The 21,339-nt window shown below is 72.5% G+C and carries 17 protein-coding genes; 6 read left to right on the top strand and 11 right to left on the bottom strand.

Translation table 11 applies throughout. From position 1 onward, the window contains the following. Positions 1 to 30: 30 nt before the first annotated feature. Both IE248_RS15505 and IE248_RS15500 read right to left on the bottom strand, forming a co-directional pair. Positions 31 to 2,892: a stealth family protein gene (locus tag IE248_RS15505; RefSeq protein WP_190030979.1), complete on the bottom strand. Its 2,862-nt coding sequence runs from the start codon at positions 2,890 to 2,892 to the stop codon at positions 31 to 33. Between the two features lie 78 nt (positions 2,893 to 2,970). Beyond that, entirely contained in the window at positions 2,971 to 4,026 is a 1,056-nt protein-coding gene (locus IE248_RS15500) for a hypothetical protein (protein WP_190030978.1), read from the bottom strand. 557 nt (positions 4,027 to 4,583) lie between these two features. Between IE248_RS15500 and IE248_RS15495 the strand changes: the two genes are divergently transcribed. From IE248_RS15495 to IE248_RS15475, 5 genes are all read left to right on the top strand, one after another. Further along, positions 4,584 to 6,272 (top strand): stealth family protein, encoded by a 1,689-nt coding sequence (locus tag IE248_RS15495; RefSeq protein WP_190031039.1) that lies wholly within the window; start codon positions 4,584 to 4,586, stop codon positions 6,270 to 6,272. 165 nt (positions 6,273 to 6,437) lie between these two features. Further along, positions 6,438 to 8,351 carry a PIG-L family deacetylase gene (locus IE248_RS38180; RefSeq protein ID WP_268254061.1) on the top strand — a complete coding sequence of 638 codons (1,914 nt, stop codon included), beginning with the start codon at positions 6,438 to 6,440 and terminating at the stop codon, positions 8,349 to 8,351. After that, the gene (locus IE248_RS15485; RefSeq protein WP_008742452.1) at positions 8,351 to 9,487 is read left to right on the top strand and encodes an acyltransferase family protein; all 1,137 of its coding nucleotides are present in this window, start codon (positions 8,351 to 8,353) and stop codon (positions 9,485 to 9,487) included. The genes IE248_RS38180 and IE248_RS15485 overlap by 1 nt, the downstream gene beginning before the upstream one ends. A gap of 111 nt (positions 9,488 to 9,598) precedes the next feature. Next, a complete protein-coding gene (locus IE248_RS15480; protein WP_008742453.1) occupies positions 9,599 to 11,404 on the top strand; it encodes a S9 family peptidase in 1,806 nt (601 codons plus the stop codon). A gap of 77 nt (positions 11,405 to 11,481) precedes the next feature. Then, a complete protein-coding gene (locus tag IE248_RS15475; protein ID WP_037794081.1) occupies positions 11,482 to 12,273 on the top strand; it encodes an SURF1 family protein in 792 nt (263 codons plus the stop codon). 56 nt (positions 12,274 to 12,329) lie between these two features. Here the strand turns inward: IE248_RS15475 and IE248_RS15470 are convergent, their stop codons facing one another. The 7 genes from IE248_RS15470 to IE248_RS15440 form a co-directional block, all read right to left on the bottom strand. Then, on the bottom strand, positions 12,330 to 13,439 hold the full coding sequence (locus tag IE248_RS15470) for a hypothetical protein (protein ID WP_190030976.1): 1,110 nt from the start codon (positions 13,437 to 13,439) through the stop codon (positions 12,330 to 12,332). Further along, positions 13,436 to 14,152 carry a SigE family RNA polymerase sigma factor gene (locus IE248_RS15465; RefSeq protein ID WP_190031038.1) on the bottom strand — a complete coding sequence of 239 codons (717 nt, stop codon included), beginning with the start codon at positions 14,150 to 14,152 and terminating at the stop codon, positions 13,436 to 13,438. Before IE248_RS15465 ends, IE248_RS15470 begins: the two co-directional genes overlap by 4 nt. Before the next feature lie 307 nt (positions 14,153 to 14,459). After that, positions 14,460 to 15,533: an aspartate-semialdehyde dehydrogenase gene (locus IE248_RS15460; protein ID WP_008742458.1), complete on the bottom strand. Its 1,074-nt coding sequence runs from the start codon at positions 15,531 to 15,533 to the stop codon at positions 14,460 to 14,462. Further along, a complete protein-coding gene (locus IE248_RS15455) occupies positions 15,530 to 16,804 on the bottom strand; it encodes an aspartate kinase (protein ID WP_008742459.1) in 1,275 nt (424 codons plus the stop codon). The genes IE248_RS15460 and IE248_RS15455 overlap by 4 nt, the downstream gene beginning before the upstream one ends. 124 nt (positions 16,805 to 16,928) lie before the next feature. Continuing rightward, a complete protein-coding gene (locus IE248_RS15450) occupies positions 16,929 to 17,597 on the bottom strand; it encodes a DUF5063 domain-containing protein (protein WP_008742460.1) in 669 nt (222 codons plus the stop codon). Continuing rightward, positions 17,590 to 18,189 carry a recombination mediator RecR gene (gene recR / locus IE248_RS15445; protein ID WP_008742461.1) on the bottom strand — a complete coding sequence of 200 codons (600 nt, stop codon included), beginning with the start codon at positions 18,187 to 18,189 and terminating at the stop codon, positions 17,590 to 17,592. The genes IE248_RS15450 and recR overlap by 8 nt, the downstream gene beginning before the upstream one ends. Before the next feature lie 108 nt (positions 18,190 to 18,297). Beyond that, positions 18,298 to 18,642 (bottom strand): YbaB/EbfC family nucleoid-associated protein, encoded by a 345-nt coding sequence (locus IE248_RS15440; protein ID WP_008742462.1) that lies wholly within the window; start codon positions 18,640 to 18,642, stop codon positions 18,298 to 18,300. Positions 18,643 to 18,914: 272 nt separating this feature from the next. Between IE248_RS15440 and IE248_RS15435 the strand changes: the two genes are divergently transcribed. Further along, positions 18,915 to 19,661, top strand: coding sequence for an SLATT domain-containing protein (locus IE248_RS15435; RefSeq protein ID WP_008742463.1), 747 nt, complete (start codon positions 18,915 to 18,917; stop codon positions 19,659 to 19,661). A gap of 79 nt (positions 19,662 to 19,740) precedes the next feature. Here IE248_RS15435 and IE248_RS15430 read toward each other — a convergent pair whose 3' ends face one another. Together IE248_RS15430 and IE248_RS15425 are read right to left on the bottom strand one after the other, a co-directional pair. Next, positions 19,741 to 20,391 (bottom strand): putative DNA-mimic protein, encoded by a 651-nt coding sequence (locus IE248_RS15430; RefSeq protein ID WP_073797883.1) that lies wholly within the window; start codon positions 20,389 to 20,391, stop codon positions 19,741 to 19,743. A gap of 231 nt (positions 20,392 to 20,622) precedes the next feature. After that, positions 20,623 to 21,291: a GntR family transcriptional regulator gene (locus IE248_RS15425; protein WP_073797882.1), complete on the bottom strand. Its 669-nt coding sequence runs from the start codon at positions 21,289 to 21,291 to the stop codon at positions 20,623 to 20,625. Positions 21,292 to 21,339: the final 48 nt, after the last annotated feature.

Raw genomic sequence — 21,339 nt, 5'->3', positions numbered from 1 at the left:
ACCCTACGGCCGCGGGAACGCGCGGGCGCGTCAGCCGGACGCGCTCCCGTGGCGGCTGTTGCGCACCGAGCCCTTCTCGTACTGCGAGGCCACCGGGAAGTAGCTGGCCAGGAAGACGGCGATCGCGTCCGCCTGCTCCTCCTCAGGCACGTCCCCGTCGTGGTAGTCGTTGATGCAGAACACGTCGTGCGAGCGCGCGGCCAGCAGCCGGTGCAGCCGTACGTGGTGGTCGCGCAGACCGACGTTGACGAACGCCGAGCTGATCGCGCTGGGGACGCTGCGCCCGGTGAGGATCCCGTACCAGTGGTGCAGGGACGAGGGGATCGCGAGGTCGGTGCGGGCGCGGAACTGCGCCGACGCCGTGAGGGCGACCTCCTCCGGGAACCGCTTCTCGATCTCCTCCAGCGTGCTGCGGCGCAGCGGGTGCGGGGTGTGCAGGAAGGTGTTGGCGACCGTCTTGCCGAACTCCCGCTCGATCAGGGCGCGGTTGTTCTTCGCGGCGGAGAACACCAGGTCGCTGTCCAGCGAGGGGTCGCCGGCCGGGACCGAGGTGGGCGACATGAAGCACTTGGCGGTGCCGCTGCCGAGGAAGAAGGACTCGGCCTTCATGGGCCGGCCGAGGAAGACGTCGTCGTTGAAGTACAGGACGTGCTCGGACAGGCCCTCGATGCGGTGCAGCCGGCTCTCGATGGCGTGCGAGTTGTACGAGGGCAGCTTGCCCGTGTCGCCGAAGACCTCGCGGTGGCTGACCACGCGCACGCGCGGGTGGTCGGTGTCGAGCCAGTCGGGGGTCTGGTCGTCGGTGACGAGGTAGATGTTGCGGACCCACGGGGCGTGCAGGTCCAGCGAGCGCAGCGAATAGCGGAGCTCGTCGCGGTTGCGGAAGCGGGCGGAGCTGCCGGCGGAGGCGGCCGCGAGCCGGCCGTGCTCCTCCTGCACCTCGGTGTTGCGCTTCAGCCAGACGGGGTCGGTGTTGTCGACCCAGGTGTAGACGACGTCGATGGGGAAGTCGACCTGGTCCACGAACGTCTTGGTGTAGGCGCCGAGGGTGTCGTACTCCCGGCCGCCGAGGGTGGTCTTGGCGGCATCGGCCAGCACCGCGCGCGGCAGGGTCGCGCCGTAGCGGGTGCCGCCCGGGATGGTCACGGTGTTCTCGTCGTCCTCGGTGTCGCGCCAGAACGCGACGTCGCACCCGTAGACGCCGCTGACGCGCAGCTGGCCGCGGCCGGTGAGGACGGGGCGGAAGACGCGTACGGTGCCGCACGACTCGGGGAGCATCGCCGGGGTGAGCACGGCCGCCAGGACGGTGCGCAGCACGGCGCCGCGCTCGTTGAGCACGGCCACGTACACCGGCTCGTCGCGGTAGCGCTCGGCGAAGTCCTTCACGAACGCCTCGCGGCGCGCGCCGTCCACGGCGAGGGTGTGGCGCAGCTGGGGGGTCTCGGTGAGCGCGTACGGAATCGCGAGCGACTCCAGTACGTCGACCGCCAGGTCGAGGTTGTCGCGCATCACCTCGAACGGCGTGGTGTCCTCGCGGACCAGGCAGATCTGCCCGCCGGCCCGCTTGACGTCCGCACGGGCCGCCTCGATCCGCACTTCCTGGGCCTTGGCGGCCACGGAGGACTGCGGCCGGTCGACGACGAGCGGCACGGCGGCGCCGACGATCCCACCCTGGGCGTCGGCCGCGGCCTGGAGGAACCGGCGACGGGCCTTGTCGGCGTCACGGTTCCCGCCGGCGCGGTACGCGGCCAGGTCGTCCAGGAGCCCGTTCCACTGCTGGGCCACCTTGCCGTCGGTGAACCGCTCGGAGGTCTTCTGCGCGGCGGCGCCCATCCGGTGGCGCAGCTCGTCGTCGTCCATCAGCTTGGCGAGGGCGGCGGCCAGCTCGCCTTCGTCGCCGAGGGGAACGAGCAGGCCGTCGTGGCCGTCGGTGAGGATCTCGGCAGGGCCGTTGGGGCAGTCGTAGGCGATGACGGGCACGCCGGCGGCCTGCGCCTCGACGATCACCAGGCCGAACGCCTCGACGCGCGAGGTGAGTACGGCGACGGACGCCTTCGCCCACTCCTCGGACATGTTGGGGGTGCTGCCCACGAGCTGCACCTGGTCGGCGACGCCGTGCTGGCCGGCGATGCCCTTCAGGGCGCGCATCCGGGGACCGTCGCCGAGGATGCGCAGGTTCCAGCGCGGCCGGTCGGCGGCGACGGTGGCGAAGGCGCGGATGGCGTCCTCGATCTGCTTCTCCGCCGCGAGCCGGGCGCCCAGGACCACCGTCCGGGTCTCCAGGGTGGAGCGCGGACGGAAGCCGTCCGGGAGGGCGTTGCCGATGGTGGCGAGGCGGGGGGCGCAGTCGCCGAGGGTGTCGGCGAACCAGTCCTGGGTGCGCTCGGTGAGCGACACCAGCCCGTCGATGTGCGAGGTGAACAGGCGCAGCGGCTCACCGGAGGTGCCGCGCAGCTCCGAGACGCGGTGGTCCAGGTGCACGGTGAGGACGTGGTCCGGGGCCAGCTGCGCCATGTAGGCCATCAGCGGCGGCGTGGTGGAGATCAGCACGTCCGTGTCGATAGTGCGCAGCGCCTCGGTGAGTTCGAGGTCGGTGAGCCGGTTGAAGGCGGCTTCCCACTCGGGGCGCACCAGCTCGCTGGGCGTGGCCGCGAGGCGGCGGTACGCGGCGCTCAGGTCGGGGTCGCCGTCCACCGGGCGCTGGGCGCCCCGCTTGTCCACGAGGTTGCGGACGCTGACGGATTCGCTCGTGAAGAACGCCTCGTTCTGCGTCCGGAAGACGCTGAGGATGCTCACCTCGTGCTGCTGGGACAGCAGCTCGGCGAGCGTCATGGTGGCGATCTCGGTCCCGCCGATCGTGTCGGCAGAAGTCAGCAGAAAGGTGATTTTCACAGCGGCCTTCGATGGGTGCGGCGGTCCGGGTGCGGTGGCCTCGGTCGGCTGGACGGTGGCGGGGACGCGTCCGGTCCCTCAGGGGGTACCGGACTTCCTCGGCGTACAGACGAGCTGGAGGGCGCCGCGGCGGGTGTACTGGGGCTTGACCTCGACGAACGTGCCGTCCTCGGCCCGGACCGTGAACTTGGGCGGAGTGAGCACCTTGCGGGGGGACCGCAGGTCGTGGCCGTGGCGGCCGATCTCCAGCGGCTTGCCGCCGCGCGGTCCGGGCACGAGCCGCAGCGACCAGGTCTGGCGGGCGGAGGTGTCCATCAGCCGGCCCAGCGGCAGGGTCACGCGCCAGGCGGTCGCGTCCGCGGGCAGCGGTTCGGCGGTGTGGCGCAGCACCGTCCGGCGCTGCTGCTCGACCAGTTCCACGACCGGCGGCGCGGCGGCGTCGCGGGCCGCGTCCGGGCCGTAGACGGCGAACAGGACGCTGGTACCGGTGAAGGCGCGGTTGACGCGCAGTACCTCGGCGCGGGCCACGGCCGGTGCGATGGTCAGCCGGAGCCGGCCGGCCGGGGTGAGGCCGAGGCGGTGGCGGCGGCCGGTGCGGACACAGGTGTCCAGGGGGCGCGTCGGGCCGCCGTAGGCGGGCGCGCCGTCGCCGATGAGCTGGAGGCGGACGGGCGCCGGGGAGCCGGAGTCGAGCTCCAGGCCCAGGGTCCAGCGGCCGAGGGTGACCGACACTCCGCCGATGTCCTCGCCGAGCAGCACGGTCGCCTGAACGGACGTCTGGCCGTCGCGCTCGCGGTGCAGCCGGGCCGCGGCCCGTATTCGGGTGCCGCCGCTGATGAACAGGACGTGCGCCCGCGCGGGGGCGTCGCCGTCGGCACCGGCGGCGTCAGCTCCGGAGGCGCCCGGGACGGGGACGCCCGCCGGGAGCAGGGCGCGCAGGTTCAGGGTGTGGCCGTCGAGCACGGCGGCGTACTGGACGCGCGCCGCGGAGCCCTGTGCGGCGGGCATCAGGACGGAGTCGACGAGGGTGCTGCGCCCGCTGGCCAGGCCGGCGGCGGCGCGGCGGCGCACCGAGGCGCCGACCTTCATCGCCGGGCTGCGGCGCAGCGCGATGCCCGCGGATTTCTTGATCACGCTCAGTGCGTGGCGGGGCGCGGTCACCGACGTACCCCCCGGCCGCCCGCCGTCGGCACGTGGCCGAGCTCGGTTCGCGGGTTCTGCGGGCTCAGCGGGTTCCCGGAAGGCGTGATCTGGAAGTGCACCCAAGCAGAGTAACCGGATCCCCGGGGTCGGCATGCTGGCCGCATGGTGCGGGGGGCGCGTTGCTGTGTCAATGCCCACACGCGTGCGCCCCTCACGCCCGTCGCCGCGGCCGGATCCATTCCCGAGGCCAGGGACCCACCACCTAGAATGGGGAGAAATCCCGCTGCGCACTGCTCTCGGAGCACGTTTGTGACGGGGACGTTCGCAGGGGGTTTTCTTGACTCTCACCCCGTGCATGGGCTTCCTTAAGCCCGGCATGATAGGCGACGGATCCGTTTTCGAGGAGCAGGGATGAGGCGCAGCACATCGTGACCGTACCGTCGCTGAAGCAGGAGCCGGCCGCCGCGCAGGTGCCGCCGGCACCCACCGCAGGCAGCGGGCGGCCCAACGCCGAGGGCTCCGCGCTCGTCGGCGTCTACCGCAAGGTGATGCCGACCCGTCTGCGCCGCGTGGTCGCCGCCCGCTACTCCCCCGAGACCCGCCGCCGCATCAAGCAGTCCATCGGCTCCGGCGGCGTCGGCCAGATGCCGGGCAAGGTGCGCGGCGCGAGCCTGGCCACCCTGCGCCGCTCCCTCGTCGCCGGTTCCGGCGCCCTCGTCATAACCGTGGGCGGACGGCCGCGCATCGCCTTCGTCGATGACGGCCTGTCGCCCGAGACCACCCGCCGCGCCGGCCTCGGCGCGGTCACCGCGGCCCTCGACTCCGCGGGCGTCGACTACTTCTGCGTGCGCAACCAGGAGCGCCAGGCCACCACCGTGGCCGTCGCCGACTCCGACCGCGCCCGCGCCCTGGCCGCCCTCCAGGAGCTGAGCCGGACGCTGCCCGCCTACTTCGGCCCGCGCGGCCCGGAGAGCAAGCGGATCGTCCCCGCCTACCAGCCCGCCAACTGGCGCCGGTTCTCGCGCGCCCGCACCCTGCGCCTGTTCTGGTACCGGACCGACCCGGGCCAGAACGTGGTCCTGGGCCCCGAGAACGGCTGCGACATCGAGTTCTGGGCCCGTGAGGACGACCGGCTGGTCGCCCCGCGCCGCAACTTCATCACCGAGTCCGTGCCGGTCGAGGCCCCCTCCGTGGAGGTCCCGGCGACCACGTTCACGGCGCCCTGGGGCACCCGTACCAGCACCGCCATGACGGTGCGCACCCGTGCGGAGTTCACCACCAAGGTCCCCGGCGACATCCCCTTCCCCGTCGACGTCGTCTACACCTGGGTGGACGGCTCCGACCCCGCGTGGCTGCGCCGCCGGTCCGAGTTCACCGGCGCCGACTACCACGCCGAGGCCGCGAACGCGGCGCGCTACGCCAACCACGACGAACTGCGCTACTCCCTGCGTTCGCTGGCCACCTACGCGCCCTGGGTCCGCACGATCTACCTGGTCACCGACGACCAGACCCCCGAGTGGCTGGACACCGAGCAGCCCGGGATCAAGGTGGTCAGCCACCGCGAGATCTTCACCGACCCGGCCGCGCTGCCCACCTTCAACTCGCACGCCATCGAGAGCCAGCTCCACCACATCGACGGCCTCGCCGAGCACTTCCTCTACTTCAACGACGACGTGTTCCTCGGCCGCGAGATGGCTCCGGGGGACTTCTTCCTGGCCAACGGCCTGACCCAGTTCTTCCCCTCCCCCGCCCTGGTGCCGCTCGGCCCGCCGTCCAGCGACGACGTGCCCGTCTCCATCGCGGGCAAGAACAACCGGGCCCTGATCCAGGAGCGCTTCGGCACCACCCCGGTGCAGAAGATGCGGCACGTCCCGCACGCGCTGAACCGCACCGTCCTCAGCGAGATCGAGGACGAGTTCGCGGAGCAGCACCGGGCCACCGCCGCGCAGCGTTTCCGCAGCCCGGAGGACATCGCGATCCCCTCCTCGCTGTACCACTACTACGCGTTCCACACCGGGCGCGCGCTGGCCGGAGATCTCGAATACGTCTACATCGACGTCTCCCTGCCCAACGCAGGCAACCGATTGGACCGTTTGCTCCTCTCACGTGACAGAGACGTGTTCTGCCTGAACGACACTCTCTCCACGGAAGAGGATTTCGACCGCAGCACCCGGCTTCTGCACCCCTTCCTGGAGTCCTATTTTCCAGTGCCGAGCCGGTACGAGCGGCCTGCGTAACCACGAGAGAGCTCCGTGACCGTACGTCCGACCCGGCGCACTGTTGTCGCCGGTCTCGTCGCCATTGCCGCGGCGGGCTGCACCACCGACTCAGACGGCAAGAAGAAGCCCGCCCCGAAGGCTCCGCCCCAGGACCGGGCTTCCCTACCCGCGGGGAAGGACGGTATGAGCGGCGCTCGGATCATGCAGATCGTGGCCCATCCGGACGACGACCTGTACTTCATGAACCCGGAGCTCCAGCAGTCGATCGCCGACAACGACCGCGTAGTCAGCGTCTACGTCAACTGCGGCGAGAGCTCGGGCGTCAACAAGGTCCCCGGTGACAAGCAGCCCCCCAAGCCCGACATCCCGGGCTACGCGGGGGCCCGCCGGCAGGGCCTGCGCCAGGCGTACGCGCTGATGGCGACCGGCAAGGACCAGTCGCCGTGGAAGCTGGAGGCCAAGCCGCTGCCCGACGGCACGGTCATCGAGGTGGACACGCTGGTGGGGCACCCCGGCATCCAGCTGGTGTTCGTCGGCGTCCGCCAGCACGCGGGCGGCAACCGCCCGGGCAACAGCCTGCCCGCCCTGTGGGCGGACCCGTCCATGTCGACCAGCACCCTGGCCACCACCGGGTCCCCGGCCCAGTCCATGCACGAGGTGACCCGCGAGAGCCTGATCGCCGCGCTCGCCGCGCTGCTGAACGAGCACAAGCCGACGCTCGTCCGCACCCTGGACCCCGACCCCGACCTTCAGATCCACGACTCGAAGAACCGGCCGCACCACGACCAGCCCGGCTACTCCGACCACCCGGACCACACCGCCGCGGCCCTCTTCGCGTACGCCGCCCTGGAGCGCTACCAGGGGCCCGGCGACGGCGGCTCGTACTCCGTCATGAGCTACCGCGGCTACTACAACGAGCGCTGGCCGCACAATCTGCCGCCCCAGATCCAGCGCGCCAAGGCCGACGTCCTCAACGCCTACGGCGGCTCCCCGGACCGCTGCGACTTCGTCGCCGGATGCGGCGACTACGACGTCGGCCAGGACCGCTCGTACGGCCCCGGCTGGCTCCAGCGCACCTCCCAGCGCCAGCCCACCGCCGCGCCCCGGATCCAGCAGGCCCCCGGCGGCCGGCTCACCGCCTTCGGCGTGCTCGCCGGCCAGGCCGCCATGTGGCAGGAGTCCGCACCCGGCAGCGGCAAGTGGGGCAGTCCCAAGCTGCTCGGCGGCGACGGACTGCTGCCCGGACTGGCCGCCGTCCTCACCCCGGACGGCCGCTGGCAGCTGTACGCCCAGCGCGTCGCCGGTCTGGGCGCGAAGGCCGACGAGAACCTGCGCGAGCTCGTCACGGCCGAGCAGCAGAAGGCCGGCGGCCCGTTCGGCGCCTGGAGCTCGCTCGGCAACCCCGAGAAGGACCCGGAGCGCGGCCGCCGCGTGGGCGCCCCCGTGGTGGCCATCGCCGGCGACGGCGCCGCCCACCTCTTCGCGCGCAACTGGTCCAAGGGCGTCTCCACCCGCCGCCGCGGCGGCGACGGCGCCTGGAGCGCCTGGCGCGACCTCGGCGGCGCCGAGGTGCAGGAGGGCCTGGCGGTCACCACCGACGCCAAGGGCCGCGTCCACGTCCTGGCCGCCGCGCACGACACCATCCACCACTGGACGCACGACCAGCCCGGCCAGGAACTGTCCCTGGTCCCCTCCGGGCTGCCCGTCGCCGCGGACCCGCCGACCGTGCTGGCCCGCCCCGACGGATCGCTGCTCCTGGCGTTCCGCCAGCCGAAGACCGGCTGCCCGCAGCTCCACCGCCGCCCGGTGGACGGCGGCGCGTGGACCGATGCCAAACTCGACCTCGCGGGCCGCGGCTACGGGCCGCTCACCCTCCTCCCGCTCCGCGAGGGAGTCCTCATGGCGGCCCGCAACAACGACGGCGGCACCAGTCTGGCTACCCTCGATACCGGCGCCACCCCCCGATGGACCAGTATCAAGGGCGCCGCCGTCGGTCAGGCCGCCCTGGCCACCGACTCCGCGAACCGCCCCGTCCTCGCCCGCCTGGCGCCCGACGCGACCCTCGTGACGAGTGCCATCCCACAGACAAGCCACTGATGACCACACCAGCCGTCCCCGCTGTCATACCCGCTCAAGCAGGGGCCCCCCACCCTGCTCCCGGCCCCGCCCGGCGCGGGCGTCTCTACACGCTCGACGGGCTGCGGCTGGTCGCCGCACTGATCGTCGTCGCCTTCCACTTCGTCGCCTTCGACAACTGGTCGACGCCGGTGTGGGGCAAGTCCACCTCCGTGATCTTCCCGACGGCGCACCCGATCGCCTCGTACGGCTGGCTGGGCGTGCAGCTGTTCTTCCTGATCAGCGGCTTCGTGATCTGCATGTCCTGCTGGGGCCGCTCGGTCAAGGACTTCGCGATCTCCCGGGTGATCCGGCTCTACCCCGCGTACTGGTTCGCCGTACTGCTCACCGCCGGCGTGATGCTGTGGGCCCACGGGATGGCGCAGACGGGGTACACCCCCTCCAAGATCCTCGCGAACCTGACGATGCTCCAGGAGCCGATGGGCGCGGGCGACATAGACCCCGTCTACTGGACGCTCTGGACCGAGCTGCGCTTCTACCTGCTGTTCGGCATCGTCGCCGCCCTCGGCGTCACCTACCGCCGGGTGGTCGTCTTCTGCGCGGTGTGGCTGCTGATGTCGGTGCTCGCCCCCCACTCCGGCATCGACCTCATCCAGCTGATGGCGATGCCGGACGCGGCCCCCTTCTTCGTCGCGGGCGTGGTGATGTTCCTGATGCACCGGTTCGGCACCAAGCCCGAGCTGTGGCTGCTGCTCGGACTGTCCTGGCTGCTCGCCCAGAACCAGCTGCCCAACCTGATGAAGACCGCCGAGGGCTCGGTCAAGCACCAGCTGTCGTGGGGCATCTGCCTCGCCGTGATCACCGTGTTCTACCTGCTCGTGCTCGGCGTGGCCCTCGGCCGCCTGCGCTTCTTCAACCGCAAGTGGCTCACCACCGCCGGAGCGCTCACCTTCCCGCTGTACCTGCTGCACGAGGAACTGGGCTGGGAGATCATCCGCCGCCTGCACACCGACGTGGCGGCCTGGCCGCTGCTCGGCGGCATCCTCGCGGTCATGCTGATCGCCTCCTGGCTGGTGCACCGCTTCATCGAGCGGCCGAGCGCCAAGGCCATGAAGAAGTGGCTCACCGGGGCCGGTCAGAGCGCCCCCCGGAGCTGAGGCACCCGGGAGCGGCGTAGCGCGCGTGAAGGGGCGGGACGGGAAACCGTCCCGCCCCTTCGTCGTACGGAGGGTGCCGCGCCCCCTGCGCCGTGCCGCAAGAATGGGGCCATGACCAGCGACAGCGATGTGACCCCCGACTGGCCCGACTGGGAGAAGCGGTTCCGCGCGCCGCGCGTCGGGCTGCCCGAATGGGCGGAGGACGCCCCCGACCGCGCGCTCTTCGTCTCCAACGCGACCGGCACCTTCGAGCTCTACGCCTGGGACCGCGCCACCGGCGGTCAGCGGCAGGCCACCGACCGCCCCAACGGCACCACCGACGGCACCCTCTCCCCCGACGGCGAGTGGATCTGGTGGTTCTCCGACACCGACGGCGACGAGTTCGGCACCTGGGTGCGCCAGCCCTTCGCGGGCGGCCCCGACGAGCCGGCCACCCCGGGCCTGGAGCCCTCGTACCCGGCCGGGCTGGCCATCGGTCGCGACGGCACGGCGGTCGTGGGCCGCTCCACCGACGAGGACGGCTCGACCGTCCACGTGGTGCGGCCGGGCGGCGCGGAGCCCGTGGTGATCTACCGGCACCGCGAGTCGGCCGGCGTCGGCGACCTGTCCCGGGACGGGACCCTGATCGCCATCGAGCACACCGAGCACGGCGACGCCATGCACTCCGCGCTGCGCGTGGTCACCCTCGACGGCGCCACGGTCGCGGAGCTCGACGACTCCGAGGGCGGCACGCGGGAGCTCGGCCTGGAGGTGCTCGGCTTCGCCCCGGTCGCCGGGGACACCCGGCTGCTCATCGGCCACCAGCGGCGCGGCCGCTGGGAGCCGATGGTGTGGGACGTGACCGCCGGCACCCAGGAGGACCTGGCGATCGACCTGCCGGGCGACGTCAGCGCCGAGTGGTACCCGGACGGCTCGGCGCTGCTGATCGCGCACAGCTTCGAGGCGCGCAGCGAGCTGTGGCGCTACGACCTGGCCGCGCGGGAACTCGTACGGGTGGACACGCCGCCGGGGACGGTCTCGGGGGCGACCGCGCGGCCGGACGGGACGGTGGAGTACCAGTGGTCCTCGGCGGCCGAGCCCGCCGCCGTACGGTCCACCGCGGGCGGCGTCGTCCTCGACCCGCCGGGATTCCGGCCGCCGGCCTCGGTGCCGGTGGAGGACATGTGGGTGGAGGGCCCGGGCGGGCGGATCCACGCGCTGGCGCAGCGGCCGGTGGGGCACGGTGACGGCCCCTTCCCGACCGTCTTCGAGATCCACGGCGGCCCCACCTGGCACGACAGCGACGCCTTCGCGGCGACCCCGGCGGCCTGGCTCGACCACGGCTTCGCGGTCGTCCGGGTCAACTACCGGGGCTCCACGGGCTACGGGCGCGAGTGGACCGACGCCCTCAAGCACCGGGTCGGCCTGATCGAGCTGGAGGACATCGGCGCGGTCCGCGCGTGGGCGGTGGCCTCCGGCCTGGCGGACCCGGCGCGGCTGGTGCTGTCGGGCGGCTCGTGGGGCGGGTACCTGGCGCTGCTGGGCATCGGCACGCAGCCGGGGGACTGGGCGGTCGGGCTGGCCGCCGTACCGGTCGCGGACTACGTGAGCGCCTACGAGGACGAGATGGAGGCGCTGAAGTCCCTGGACCGCACCCTCTTCGGCGGCACGCCCGAGGAGGTCCCGGAGCGCTTCGAGGCGTCCTCGCCGCTGACGTACGTGGACGCGGTGCGGGCGCCGGTGCACATCGCGGCCGGGGTGAACGACCCGCGCTGCCCGATCCGGCAGATCGAGAACTACGTCGACCGGCTGGCGGCCCGCGGCGCGGTGCACGAGGTGTACCGGTACGACGCCGGGCACGGCTCGCTCGTCGTGGAGGAGCGGATCAAGCAGGTCCGGATGGAGCTGGAGTTCGCGCTGAAGCACCTTCCGAACTGAGCCGCGGGCGGGACCCGGAGCCGGTCCCGCCCAACCCCGGCAGCTCTGATCCGGTGCACCCCCCGTACGGTGGTGGGGTGCACCGGTTTCTCCTGACCCCGCGCTGGTGGGGGATCAACGTCTTCGTCGCGCTCGGCGTTCCCTTCTGCCTGTTCATGGGGTCCTGGCAGCTCGGCCGGTTCGAGGACCGCGTCGACAGCCACCGCGAGGCGACCGCGAACGCCGAACGGCCCGCGGACCGGACGGCCGCGCCGCTGGACTCGCTGCTCCCGGTGGACAAGAACACCTCCGGACGGCTCGCCTCCGCCAGTGGGGAGTACGGGGAGCAGCTGCTGGTCCCGGAGCGGACGCTCGACGGGAAGGCTGGGTTCTACGTCCTGACGATGCTGAAGACCGACTCCGGCAAGGCCGTTCCCGTGGTCCGGGGCTGGCTGCCGGGCGCGGCGGACGCGGCGAGGGCCCCGGCCGCGCCGACCGGGCGGGTGGAGGTGACGGGCGCGCTCCAGGCCTCGGAGAACGCCGGTACCAAGGGCGTGCACGCGGAGGGTGGTCTGCCGGCCGGTCAGCTCGGCGTGATCGCTGCGGCCTCGCTGGTCAACATCGTGCCGGGTGAGCTGTACGACGCGTGGCTGACGGTGCAGACCGCGGCGGACGGGCTGACTCCGGTGCCCGCGCAGGCCCCGGCCAACACCGGGCTGGACCTGAAGGCCTTCCAGAACCTCGGCTACACCGGCGAGTGGTTCGTCTTCGCCGCGTTCGTGCTGTTCATGTGGTTCCGGCTGTACCGGCGCGAGGTGGAGACCCTGCGGGACACCGAGGCGGGACTCCTGCCGGAGACCGAGCCGGCCGGCACCGCCGCCAAGGCCTGACGCCGACGCCTGACGGGGCCTGACGCCGGCCGGAACTCTCCGGCCCGGCCCCCGCCCTACGGCTTCGGGGCGTCCAGGGGGATCGCGCCCGTGCGGTAGACCGTCCCGCCGCAGGCGCTGGGGATGGTGGTCTGCGTGGTCGGCGCACCCGACACCGGCGTGTGCGACACCTCCACCCCGCTCGCCTCCGGGGCCGCCCCGCCGCCGCCGGCCCGCGGATCGGCGGCCGCGGCCGAATCGCCGCCGCCCGCCGCCTCGGCTCCCGCCGCCGCCTCGGCCGGCTTCTCCGACGGCTTGGCACCCGGCTCCGGGCTCGCCGCCGGGCAGGGCTCGCCCGAGGGCACCCAGGCGAACTGGACCTCGTACGCCGCGTTGGGCTGGAGCGTCAGCACCGGCGGCTCCGCCGAAGGATCGGTCAGCAGCGCGCTCGCCGGATCGCCCGGCCGGTGGCCCACGACGCTCACCGCCGGGGCCTGGCCGGTGGCGGCGCCGGGCGCGGGGGCCGCCGTCACGGTGTCCGGGCCGGTGACCGCGCAGCCCTTGCCGGAGACGTTGGTGACCTTGAAGCTGCCGAACACCTTGCCGTCGGCCTGCGGGGCACGGGCGCTGACGTGCACGCCGAGCTGGGCGGCTCCGCATCCGGGCAGCCCCGCGGCGGCGGCCGGGGGCAGCGGGTTCTTGCCCGTCGCCGTACCCGGGGTGGCCGGGCCGGACTCCGCGCCGGCCGTCGCGGCGCCGGGCGCCTGGGAGTCGGGCTGCGCACCCGTGGCGCCCAGGCCCTCGCCGCTCTTGCCGGGGGCCTTCGGGGGCTTCTGGGCGAGGGCGCCCGATCCGTTCTGGTGCGGGTCGGAGGCGGCGCCGTGCTTGCCGCCCTGCTGCTCCCCGTGCCCGGCGATGGCCGAGTGCCCCGTGGTGGCGTCCTCGGCGGCCGTCAGCCGGATCGCGGTGGGGATCGCCGTACCGGCCAGCAGCACGGCCGCTGCGGCTCCGACGAGCACCTGCCGTTTGCGCGCCCGGCGGGCGGGGACGGCGTACCGCAGCCGCTCCAGCGCGCCCTCGGAGGGCCGGAGGTCCTGGACGGCGCCACTGAGCAGGCTCCGCAGCACCGCTTCCTCGCCGCTCTCACCGAGTCCGTGGTCCGGCGCGTTCTTGTGGTCGTCCCTCATGACTGCGCAGCCTCCATCGCCACCCGCAGCGCGGCAATGCCCCGCGATCCGTACGCCTTCACCGAGCCGAGCGAGACGCCGAGCGTCTCGGCGACCTGGGACTCCGTCATGTCCGCGAAGTACCGCAGCACCAGTACCTCGCGCTGGCGCCGCTGGAGTCCCCGCATCGCCTTGATGAGGTCGTCCCGCTCCAGCTGGTCGTACGCGCCCTCCTCGGCGCTGGCCATGTCCGGCATCGGTTTCGACAGCAGCTTGAGGCCGAGGATCCGGCGGCGCAGTGCGGAGCGCGAGAGGTTGACGACGGTCTGGCGCAGGTACGCCAGCGTCTTGTCGCGGTCCCGGACCCGGTTGCGGGCCGAGTGGACGCGTATGAAGGCCTCCTGGACCACGTCCTCGCAGGAGGCGGTGTCGTCGAGGAGCAGCGCGGCGAGCCCGAGGAGCGAGCGGTAGTGCGCCTGGTAGGTCTCCGTGAGGTGGTCGACGGTGGTACCGGCCACCACGACCTTCTCGGCGCTCTCGGCGCTCTCGGCGCTCTCGCCGCCCGCGGCGCTCTCCGCCGTCGGTGCGGTCTCCGCCGTCTCGGCCGCACCGGCGCTCCCCGCGGTCCCGGAGGTCGCCGCCGGGGTGTCGCCCCCGACGCCTTCCGAGCTATCGCGGGGTGAGGGCACGCGGCCGCCCCGGGTCGGTGCCACGGGCGGTGACGCAACGGGCAGCGGTGTGACGGGAGTCGCGCCGGTGGGCGGGACGGGCATGATCACCTGGATCTCGCCGGGTAGGCGGGACCGCCGGCGCGACGGACCGATTCCGGTGCGCGCCGGTACGACGGCGAAGTCGAGCAATGCCTCTGCCACGCCCGTTGGACACGCGTCCCCCCGTCAGGGTTGTACGCGCGAGGCAGACCATCCAGCAATATTCCGATTGCCCTCATGCGTACCCGCTCTTCCCGATTGCCCCGTCTTTCGAGACGGCAGTCGGGCCATCACCTTGATCAAGGGATCGACACCGATCCTACAAAGTGAATTACGCAGATTCACCTGCGATCAGTTCCGAGATCTGAGTCGCATTCAGGGCCGCGCCCTTGCGGAGATTGTCGGCGCAGACGAAGAACTCCAGCGCGTGATCGTCATCGAGCGAGGCGCGCACCCGGCCCACCCACGCCGGATCCGTCCCGGCCGCGTCCGCCGGAGTCGGGAACTCCCCCGCCGCCGGGTCGTCGACGAGGACCACCCCGGGCGCCCCCTCCAGGATCTCGCGCGCGTGCGCCGCGTCCACCCGGTTCTCGAACCGCGCCCGGACCGTCAGCGAATGCCCGGCCAGCACCGGTACCTGTACGCAGGTCACCGCCACCGGCAGGTCCGGCAGCTCCAGGATCCGCCGGGTCTCCGCCCGTACGGCCAGCTCGTGCGAGGACCAGCCGCCCTCGCGCAGCTCCCCGGACCACGGCAGCACGTTGAGGGCGAGCGGGCCCGCGAAGGGCCCGGTGTCCTCGCCCACGGCACGGCGCACGTCCCCGGGCTTCTCCCCCAGGTCGGTCCCGGCGACCAGCGACAACTGGCGCCGCAGCGCCTCCGAGCCGGCCCGCCCCGCCGCGCTCGCGGCCTGGTACGAGGAGACGCCCAGGTCGGCCAGCGCGTACTCGGCGTGCAGCGCGCCCACCGCCGCGATCATCGCGGCGGTCACGCAGTCGGGCCCGGCGACGATCCCGCGCGGCCGGATCCGTACCGCGTGGGCGTTCACCTCGGGCACCACCAGCGGCACCTCGGGGTCCTCGCGGAAGGCGGCCGACTGGTCGACGGCCACCGCCCCGCGCGTGGTGACCACGGGCGCCCACTGGGCCGAGATCTCGGGCGGGGTCAGGAAGATCACCACGTCGCCCGGCCCGAAGCCCTCGAAGGCGTCCTCGGTGAGGGCGAGCACCTCGGCCTCCTCCCCGCGCACGGCCAGCACACGGCCGGCCGAGCGCGCGGAGGCGATCAGGCGTATGTCGCCCCAGACGTCGGCGCGCTGGGACAGGATCGGGAGCAGTACGGAACCGACTGCCCCGGTCGCCCCGACCACGGCGAGCGCCGGGCCGGAGGACCGGTCGGCGGTCATCGTCCGGTGCCTCCGTAGACGACGGCCTCGTCGCTGTCGGAGTCGAGGCCGAAGGCCGTGTGCACGGCGCGGACGGCCTCGTTGACGTCGTCCTGGCGGGTCACGACCGAGATGCGGATCTCGGAGGTCGAGATCAGCTCGATGTTGACGCCCGCGTCGGACAGCGCCTGGAAGAACGAGGCGGTGACGCCCGGGTTCGTCTTCATGCCGGCGCCGACGAGGGAGATCTTGCCGATCTGGTCGTCGTAGCGCAGCGAGTCGAAGCCGATCTTGCCCTTGGCCTTCTCCAGCGCCTCGATGGCCTTGTGGCCCTCGGACTTGGGGAGGGTGAAGGAGATGTCGGTCAGACCCGTGGAGGCGGCCGACACGTTCTGCACGATCATGTCGATGTTGATCTCGGCGTCCGCGATGGCGCGGAAGATCGCCGCGGCCTCGCCCGGCTTGTCCGGAACGCCGACGACCGTGATCTTGGCTTCGGAGACGTCGTGCGCGACTCCGGAGATGATGGCGTGCTCCACCTGCGCGTCCCCTTGCGGATTCTCGTTGCTGACCCAGGTGCCCGGCAGTCCGGAGAAGGACGAGCGCACGTGGATCGGGATGTTGTAGCGGCGGGCGTACTCGACGCAGCGGTGCAGCAGCACCTTGGAGCCGGAGGCCGCGAGCTCCAGCATGTCCTCGGAGGAGATCCAGTCCATCTTCCGGGCCTTCTTCACGACGCGGGGGTCCGCGGTGAAGACGCCGTCGACGTCGGTGTAGATCTCGCAGACCTCGGCGTCCAGCGCCGCGGCGAGCGCGACGGCGGTGGTGTCCGAGCCGCCGCGGCCGAGGGTGGTGATGTCCTTGCTGTCCGCCGACACGCCCTGGAAGCCGGCGACGATGGCGATGTTGCCCCCGTCCAGCGCGGTGCGGATACGGCCCGGCGTGACATCGATGATGCGCGCTTTGTTGTGGACCGAGTCGGTGATGACGCCTGCCTGGCTACCGGTGAACGACTGGGCCTCGTGGCCCAGGTTTTTGATCGCCATGGCCAGCAGGGCCATGGAGATCCGCTCTCCGGCGGTCAGCAGCATGTCGAATTCGCGCCCGGCAGGCATCGGGGATACCTGCTCGGCGAGATCGATCAGCTCGTCCGTCGTGTCGCCCATCGCGGAAACCACGACGACCACCTGGTGGCCGTTCTTCTTGGCATCCACGATCCGCTTGGCGACGCGCTTGATGCCCTCGGCATCGGCTACGGAGGAGCCTCCGTACTTCTGCACGACAAGGCCCACGTGCGCTCCTCGCTCAGTCCGTCTCATTGCTGGTGCAGTGTAACGAGCGACCGGGATCCGACCGCCTCGTACCACATCATGAGACGAAAAGATCAAAGGACAGGTTCCGCATATTCCGGGCGTTTTACCGCCGCGCGCCGCCGCCCGGCAGCCCCAGCGGACCGGCGATCTCCTCGGCCATCACCCGTCCGGCCTGCTCCGCGAGGTCCTCCTCGGCCAGGTCCTCGTCCGTGTCCAGCCCGTCCAGGGCCTCCAGCGGCTGGTCCAGGCGCACGTGCGCCACGAGCGACTGCAGGGCCCGCAGGGTGGCCGAGGCCGTCGAGCCCCAGTTGGAGAAGTAGGAGAACTGCCACCACCACAGCGCCTCGGTCGTCCGCCCCGCGCGGTAGTGCGCCAGCCCGTGCCGCAGGTCGGTCACCACGTCCGCGATGTCGTCGGAGATCCGGTGCGCGACGGGCGACTTGCGCGGCTCGTACGGGTCGAAGACCTCGGAGTACACGTCGACCGGTTCCAGCATGTAGGCGAACCGCTCGCGCAGCTCGTCCACATCCGGCTCGGGGCCGAGGTCGGGCTCGTACCGCTCGTCGGGCAGGACGTCCTGGTACGCGCCCAGCCGGCCGCCCGCCAGCAGCAGCTGGGACACCTCCAGGAGGAGGAAGGGCACCGCGCTGTCCGGGTCCTCGCCCTTGGCCACCTCGGTGACCGCGACGATGAAGGACTCGATCTGGTCCGCGATCTGGACGGCGAAGTCGTCCGGATCCTGGCCCAAAGCGTGCAGCGTTGCGTCAGACATCGAGAAGTCGCCTTCCTTCAAAGGCCCGCCCGAGCGTGACCTCGTCCGCGTACTCCAGATCTCCCCCGACGGGGAGGCCGCTGGCCAGGCGGGTGACCTTCAGGCCCATGGGCTTGATCATGCGGGCGAGGTACGTGGCGGTCGCCTCGCCCTCCAGGTTCGGGTCGGTCGCGAGGATCAGCTCGGTGACCACGCCGTCCGCGAGCCGCGCCAGCAGCTCCCGGATGCGCAGATCGTCCGGTCCGACGCCCTCGATCGGGCTGATCGCGCCGCCGAGGACGTGGTACTTGCCCCGGAACTCGCGGGTCCGCTCGATCGCGACGACGTCCTTCGGCTCCTCCACGACACAGATGACCGTCGTGTCGCGGCGCGGATCGCGGCAGATGGTGCACCGCTCCTCCTGCGCCACGTTCCCGCACACCGCGCAGAACCGGACCTTGTCCTTCACCTCAAGCAGCGCGTGCGCGAGGCGGCGGACGTCGGTGGGCTCGGCCTGCAGGATGTGGAAGGCGATCCGCTGCGCGCTCTTGGGCCCGACGCCGGGCAGCCTGCCCAGTTCGTCGATCAGGTCCTGGACCACGCCTTCGTACAACGGACTGCCTCTTTCGCTATGGGGTGTGTGGGGAACGGCCTGGCCGGATGGCCCCGACCGGACGGCCCCGGACGGACAGTCCGCAACGGACGGCCCGGAGGGGACGGCCTAGAACGGAAGGCCGGGAATGCCGCTGCCGCCGCCCAGCCCGGAGGCCAGGGGGCCCAGCTTCTCCTGCTGGAGCGCCTGGGCGTTCTCGTTGGCGGCCTGCACCGCCGCGACCACCAGGTCGGCCAGCGTCTCGGTGTCCGTGGGGTCTACGGCCTTGGGGTCGATCACCAGCGCCCGCAGCTCGCCCGAACCCGTGACCGTCGCCTTGACGAGACCGCCGCCGGACTGCCCCTCGACCTCGGCCAGCGCCAGGGCCTCCTGGGCCGCCGCGAGGTCTTGCTGCATCTTCTGGGCCTGCTGGAGCAGCTGCTGCATGTTGGGCTGGCCACCACCGGGAATCACAGGTAATCACTCCAAATACCGTCGGGACGTCGGGACCGCGCAATGCTTGGTCAATCTGAGCCTACGTGCTCCCCGGGCAGCGCGCCCTACGCCGTGAGGACCAACTCTTTCGAGTGAAGGTCGGGGCATGCGCGTACCTGCTGGAGACCTCCTTGCGAGCGGAAAACCGGGGATTCGTCGCCCATGGCCCGTCATTCGAAGGTAGGAAGAGCATGCGCACCATTGCGCACACGCGCACCACCACACGTCAGCGCGGGCAGAGGGAGTGCCGGGTGAGCCAGCCGGAGATGCAGCCCGAGGGGCCACCCCGGGATCCCCGGGAGGAGGGCAGCGGGCCGATGGCGGCGGGCGATCTGACCGGCAAGCCGTTCCCCCTGGGAGACTGGGGCGAGCCCGCGGAGCGGCTCGACGAGCTCTACCGGCGAGTAGAGGCCGATGCGCTGCGCACGGCGGAGTGGTACCTGTCCGACCGGGCGTGGAAGCGCCGCGGCGCGCGGATCCTGCGGGCGGGGGCGGCGGGGGGCGCCGTCGTGGGCGCAGCGATGCCGCTGCTGGAACTCACCGGGTCCGCCGCTGGGGCGGCCTCGTACGGCTACCTGTGCCTGCTGCTGGGCGCGGCCTGCCTGGCCTGCGACCGGTTCTTCGGGCTGACGTCGGGCTGGATGCGGGACGTAGCCACCGCGCAGGCGGTCCAGCGCCGTCTCCAGACGCTCCAGTTCGACTGGGCCTCGGAGAACGTACGGGAGGTGCTGGGCCCGACGGAGGGCACGGCCGGCGAGGCGGCGGAACGCTGCCTGACCGTGCTGCGGCGCTTCTCGGAGGACGTGACGGAGCTCGTCCGCTCCGAGACCGCGCAGTGGATGGTGGAGTTCTCCTCCGGCCCCGCGCCGCTGGTGATGCAGTCCATGGGCGCCGCCGCCGGGCGCGCGGACTCCGGTGTCCCCCCGGCCCGCTTCCCCCTGCCCCCGGGCACCCGCCCGAACATGCCCCGCCAGCGCCCCCCGGAACAGCCCCGCTGAGCCCGGCGTCCCCGGGCTGAGCCCCGGGGGGCCGGGAAGGCCGGGGGACGGGGCCCGGCGGGGCTCCGGCGGGGCCCGGCTAGCTGAAGATGATCATCGATCCCTGCCCCAGGCTGCGGGTCGCCGCCGCGTGCAGCCCCAGCCACACGTGCCGCTCCCGCGCGAACGGGCTGTCGTCGTGCGGCATCGGCCCCGCCGGCTCCTCCAGGGAGGTCGGCCGCCCCGGCGGCGCGGGCGCCGGCGGCGGGTTCAGCGGGTCGATCCCGATCGCCGGCGCGACGAACCCGAGCTCCCGCAGCAGCCCCTGCGCCGACCCCAGCGGCCCGCCCCCCGCCAGCAGCTCCTCGTTGGCCAGCGGCGCCGGGAAGTCCACGGGCACGTACGCCCCGGCGTGGTCGTAGTGCCACACCAGGTGCGACTGCTGCGCCGTCGGCTCGAACATCTCCAGCAGCTGCTCGTAGTCGCCGCCCAGCTCGTCCACCGGGGTCACCGGCAGCCCGCAGATCTGCAGCAGGTACGCCCGCCGCAGGAAGTGCAGGGCGTCGTAGTCGAATCCGGCCACCGGGGCGACGTCCCCGGACAGCCCCGGCATGTACGCGAACACGGGCACCGACGGGAGCCCGGCCTCACCCAGCGCCTTGTCGTACGAGGCGATCTCTTCCGCGAAGGGGTTGTCGGGGCTGTGGCACAGCACATCGACAAGGGGGACCAGCCACAGGTCACAGGCCACGCGGCCTCCGATCAGTCGTTGCCGCCGATCGTGCCAGCGTAATGCGCCGAACACCCTCCGCGAAGGGGTGCGCAGAACTGGACCGGCCCCGAGGCGCGCTCCGGAGCCCGCTCCGGCGCCGTCCGGGGGCTCAACCCCAGGCCCCCCGGCACCCGGCTGAGGCGCCCGCCCCAGCGCCCGGCTGAGGCGCTCGCCCCGGCGCCCGGTTGGGCACCCGGCTGGGCGCCCGGCTCAGAGCCCGGCCGCCCACTCCAGCCCGTGCTGGTTGTACGCGTGCACCAGCCGCCGCACCTCGTCCGGGTCCGCCCGCGTCACCGCCTCCACCAGCTCGCGGTGCCCGTTCCACAGGGCCTCCCGCATCAGCTCCGGCTGCCGCTGGAGGTGCGGGACCGCGAAGACCCAGGTCTGCACCCGGATCCGGTGCAGGAACTCCGAGATGTACGTGTTCCCGACCAGCCCGCTCAGCTCCCGCCAGAACCGCAGGTCGTAGCCGATCAGCACTTCGAGGGAACCGCTGTGCGCGGCCCGCCGCGCCTCCTCCGCCCGGCGCCGTACCGACACCAGCATCTCGGCCGCGCCCGGCGCGGTCCCGCGCTCGACGAGCCGGCGGAAGATCCCGTCCACGATCAGCGTGCGGGCTTCGATCATGCCCACGAAATCGGCCACGGAGTAGATCCGGACCCGGAACCCGCGGTGCTGGACGGACTCCAGCAGCCCCTGCGCCGCGAGGTCCACGAGCGCCTCGCGCACCGGGGTGGCGGAGACCTCGTACTGCTCGGCGATCTGCTTCACCGTGAACTCGGTCCCCGGCGGCAGGCGTCCCGCGAGCACCTCGTCGCGCAGCGCGTCCGCGATCTGCTGGCGGAGCGTGTTGCGGGTGACAGCTCCGCTGCCTGGCATAGGGGTCCGTCTCCTCTGTAGAGCTTGGGACACCTTAAGGCCAGGCAG

Origin of the sequence: Streptomyces goshikiensis (assembly GCF_014650555.1) — a bacterium.
In the GTDB taxonomy this organism is placed as follows: Bacteria; Actinomycetota; Actinomycetes; order Streptomycetales; family Streptomycetaceae; genus Streptomyces; species Streptomyces goshikiensis.
Note: the sequence above shows the minus strand (reverse complement) of the source record. Positions and strands in the feature narration are given on the sequence as shown.

Bases quoted from the DNA above. Each gene is read 5' to 3' on its own strand.
- IE248_RS15425 (WP_073797882.1), bottom strand. From the start codon at position 21,291: ATGCCAGGCAGCGGAGCTGTCACCCGCAACACGCTCCGCCAGCAGATC.
- IE248_RS38180 (WP_268254061.1), top strand. From the start codon at position 6,438: ATGAGCGGCGCTCGGATCATGCAGATCGTGGCCCATCCGGACGACGAC.
- IE248_RS15460 (WP_008742458.1), bottom strand. From the start codon at position 15,533: ATGACCGCCGACCGGTCCTCCGGCCCGGCGCTCGCCGTGGTCGGGGCG.
- IE248_RS15480 (WP_008742453.1), top strand. From the start codon at position 9,599: ATGACCAGCGACAGCGATGTGACCCCCGACTGGCCCGACTGGGAGAAG.
- IE248_RS15495 (WP_190031039.1), top strand. From the start codon at position 4,584: ATGCCGACCCGTCTGCGCCGCGTGGTCGCCGCCCGCTACTCCCCCGAG.
- IE248_RS15485 (WP_008742452.1), top strand. From the start codon at position 8,351: ATGACCACACCAGCCGTCCCCGCTGTCATACCCGCTCAAGCAGGGGCC.
- IE248_RS15450 (WP_008742460.1), bottom strand. From the start codon at position 17,597: ATGTCTGACGCAACGCTGCACGCTTTGGGCCAGGATCCGGACGACTTC.
- IE248_RS15470 (WP_190030976.1), bottom strand. From the start codon at position 13,439: ATGAGGGACGACCACAAGAACGCGCCGGACCACGGACTCGGTGAGAGC.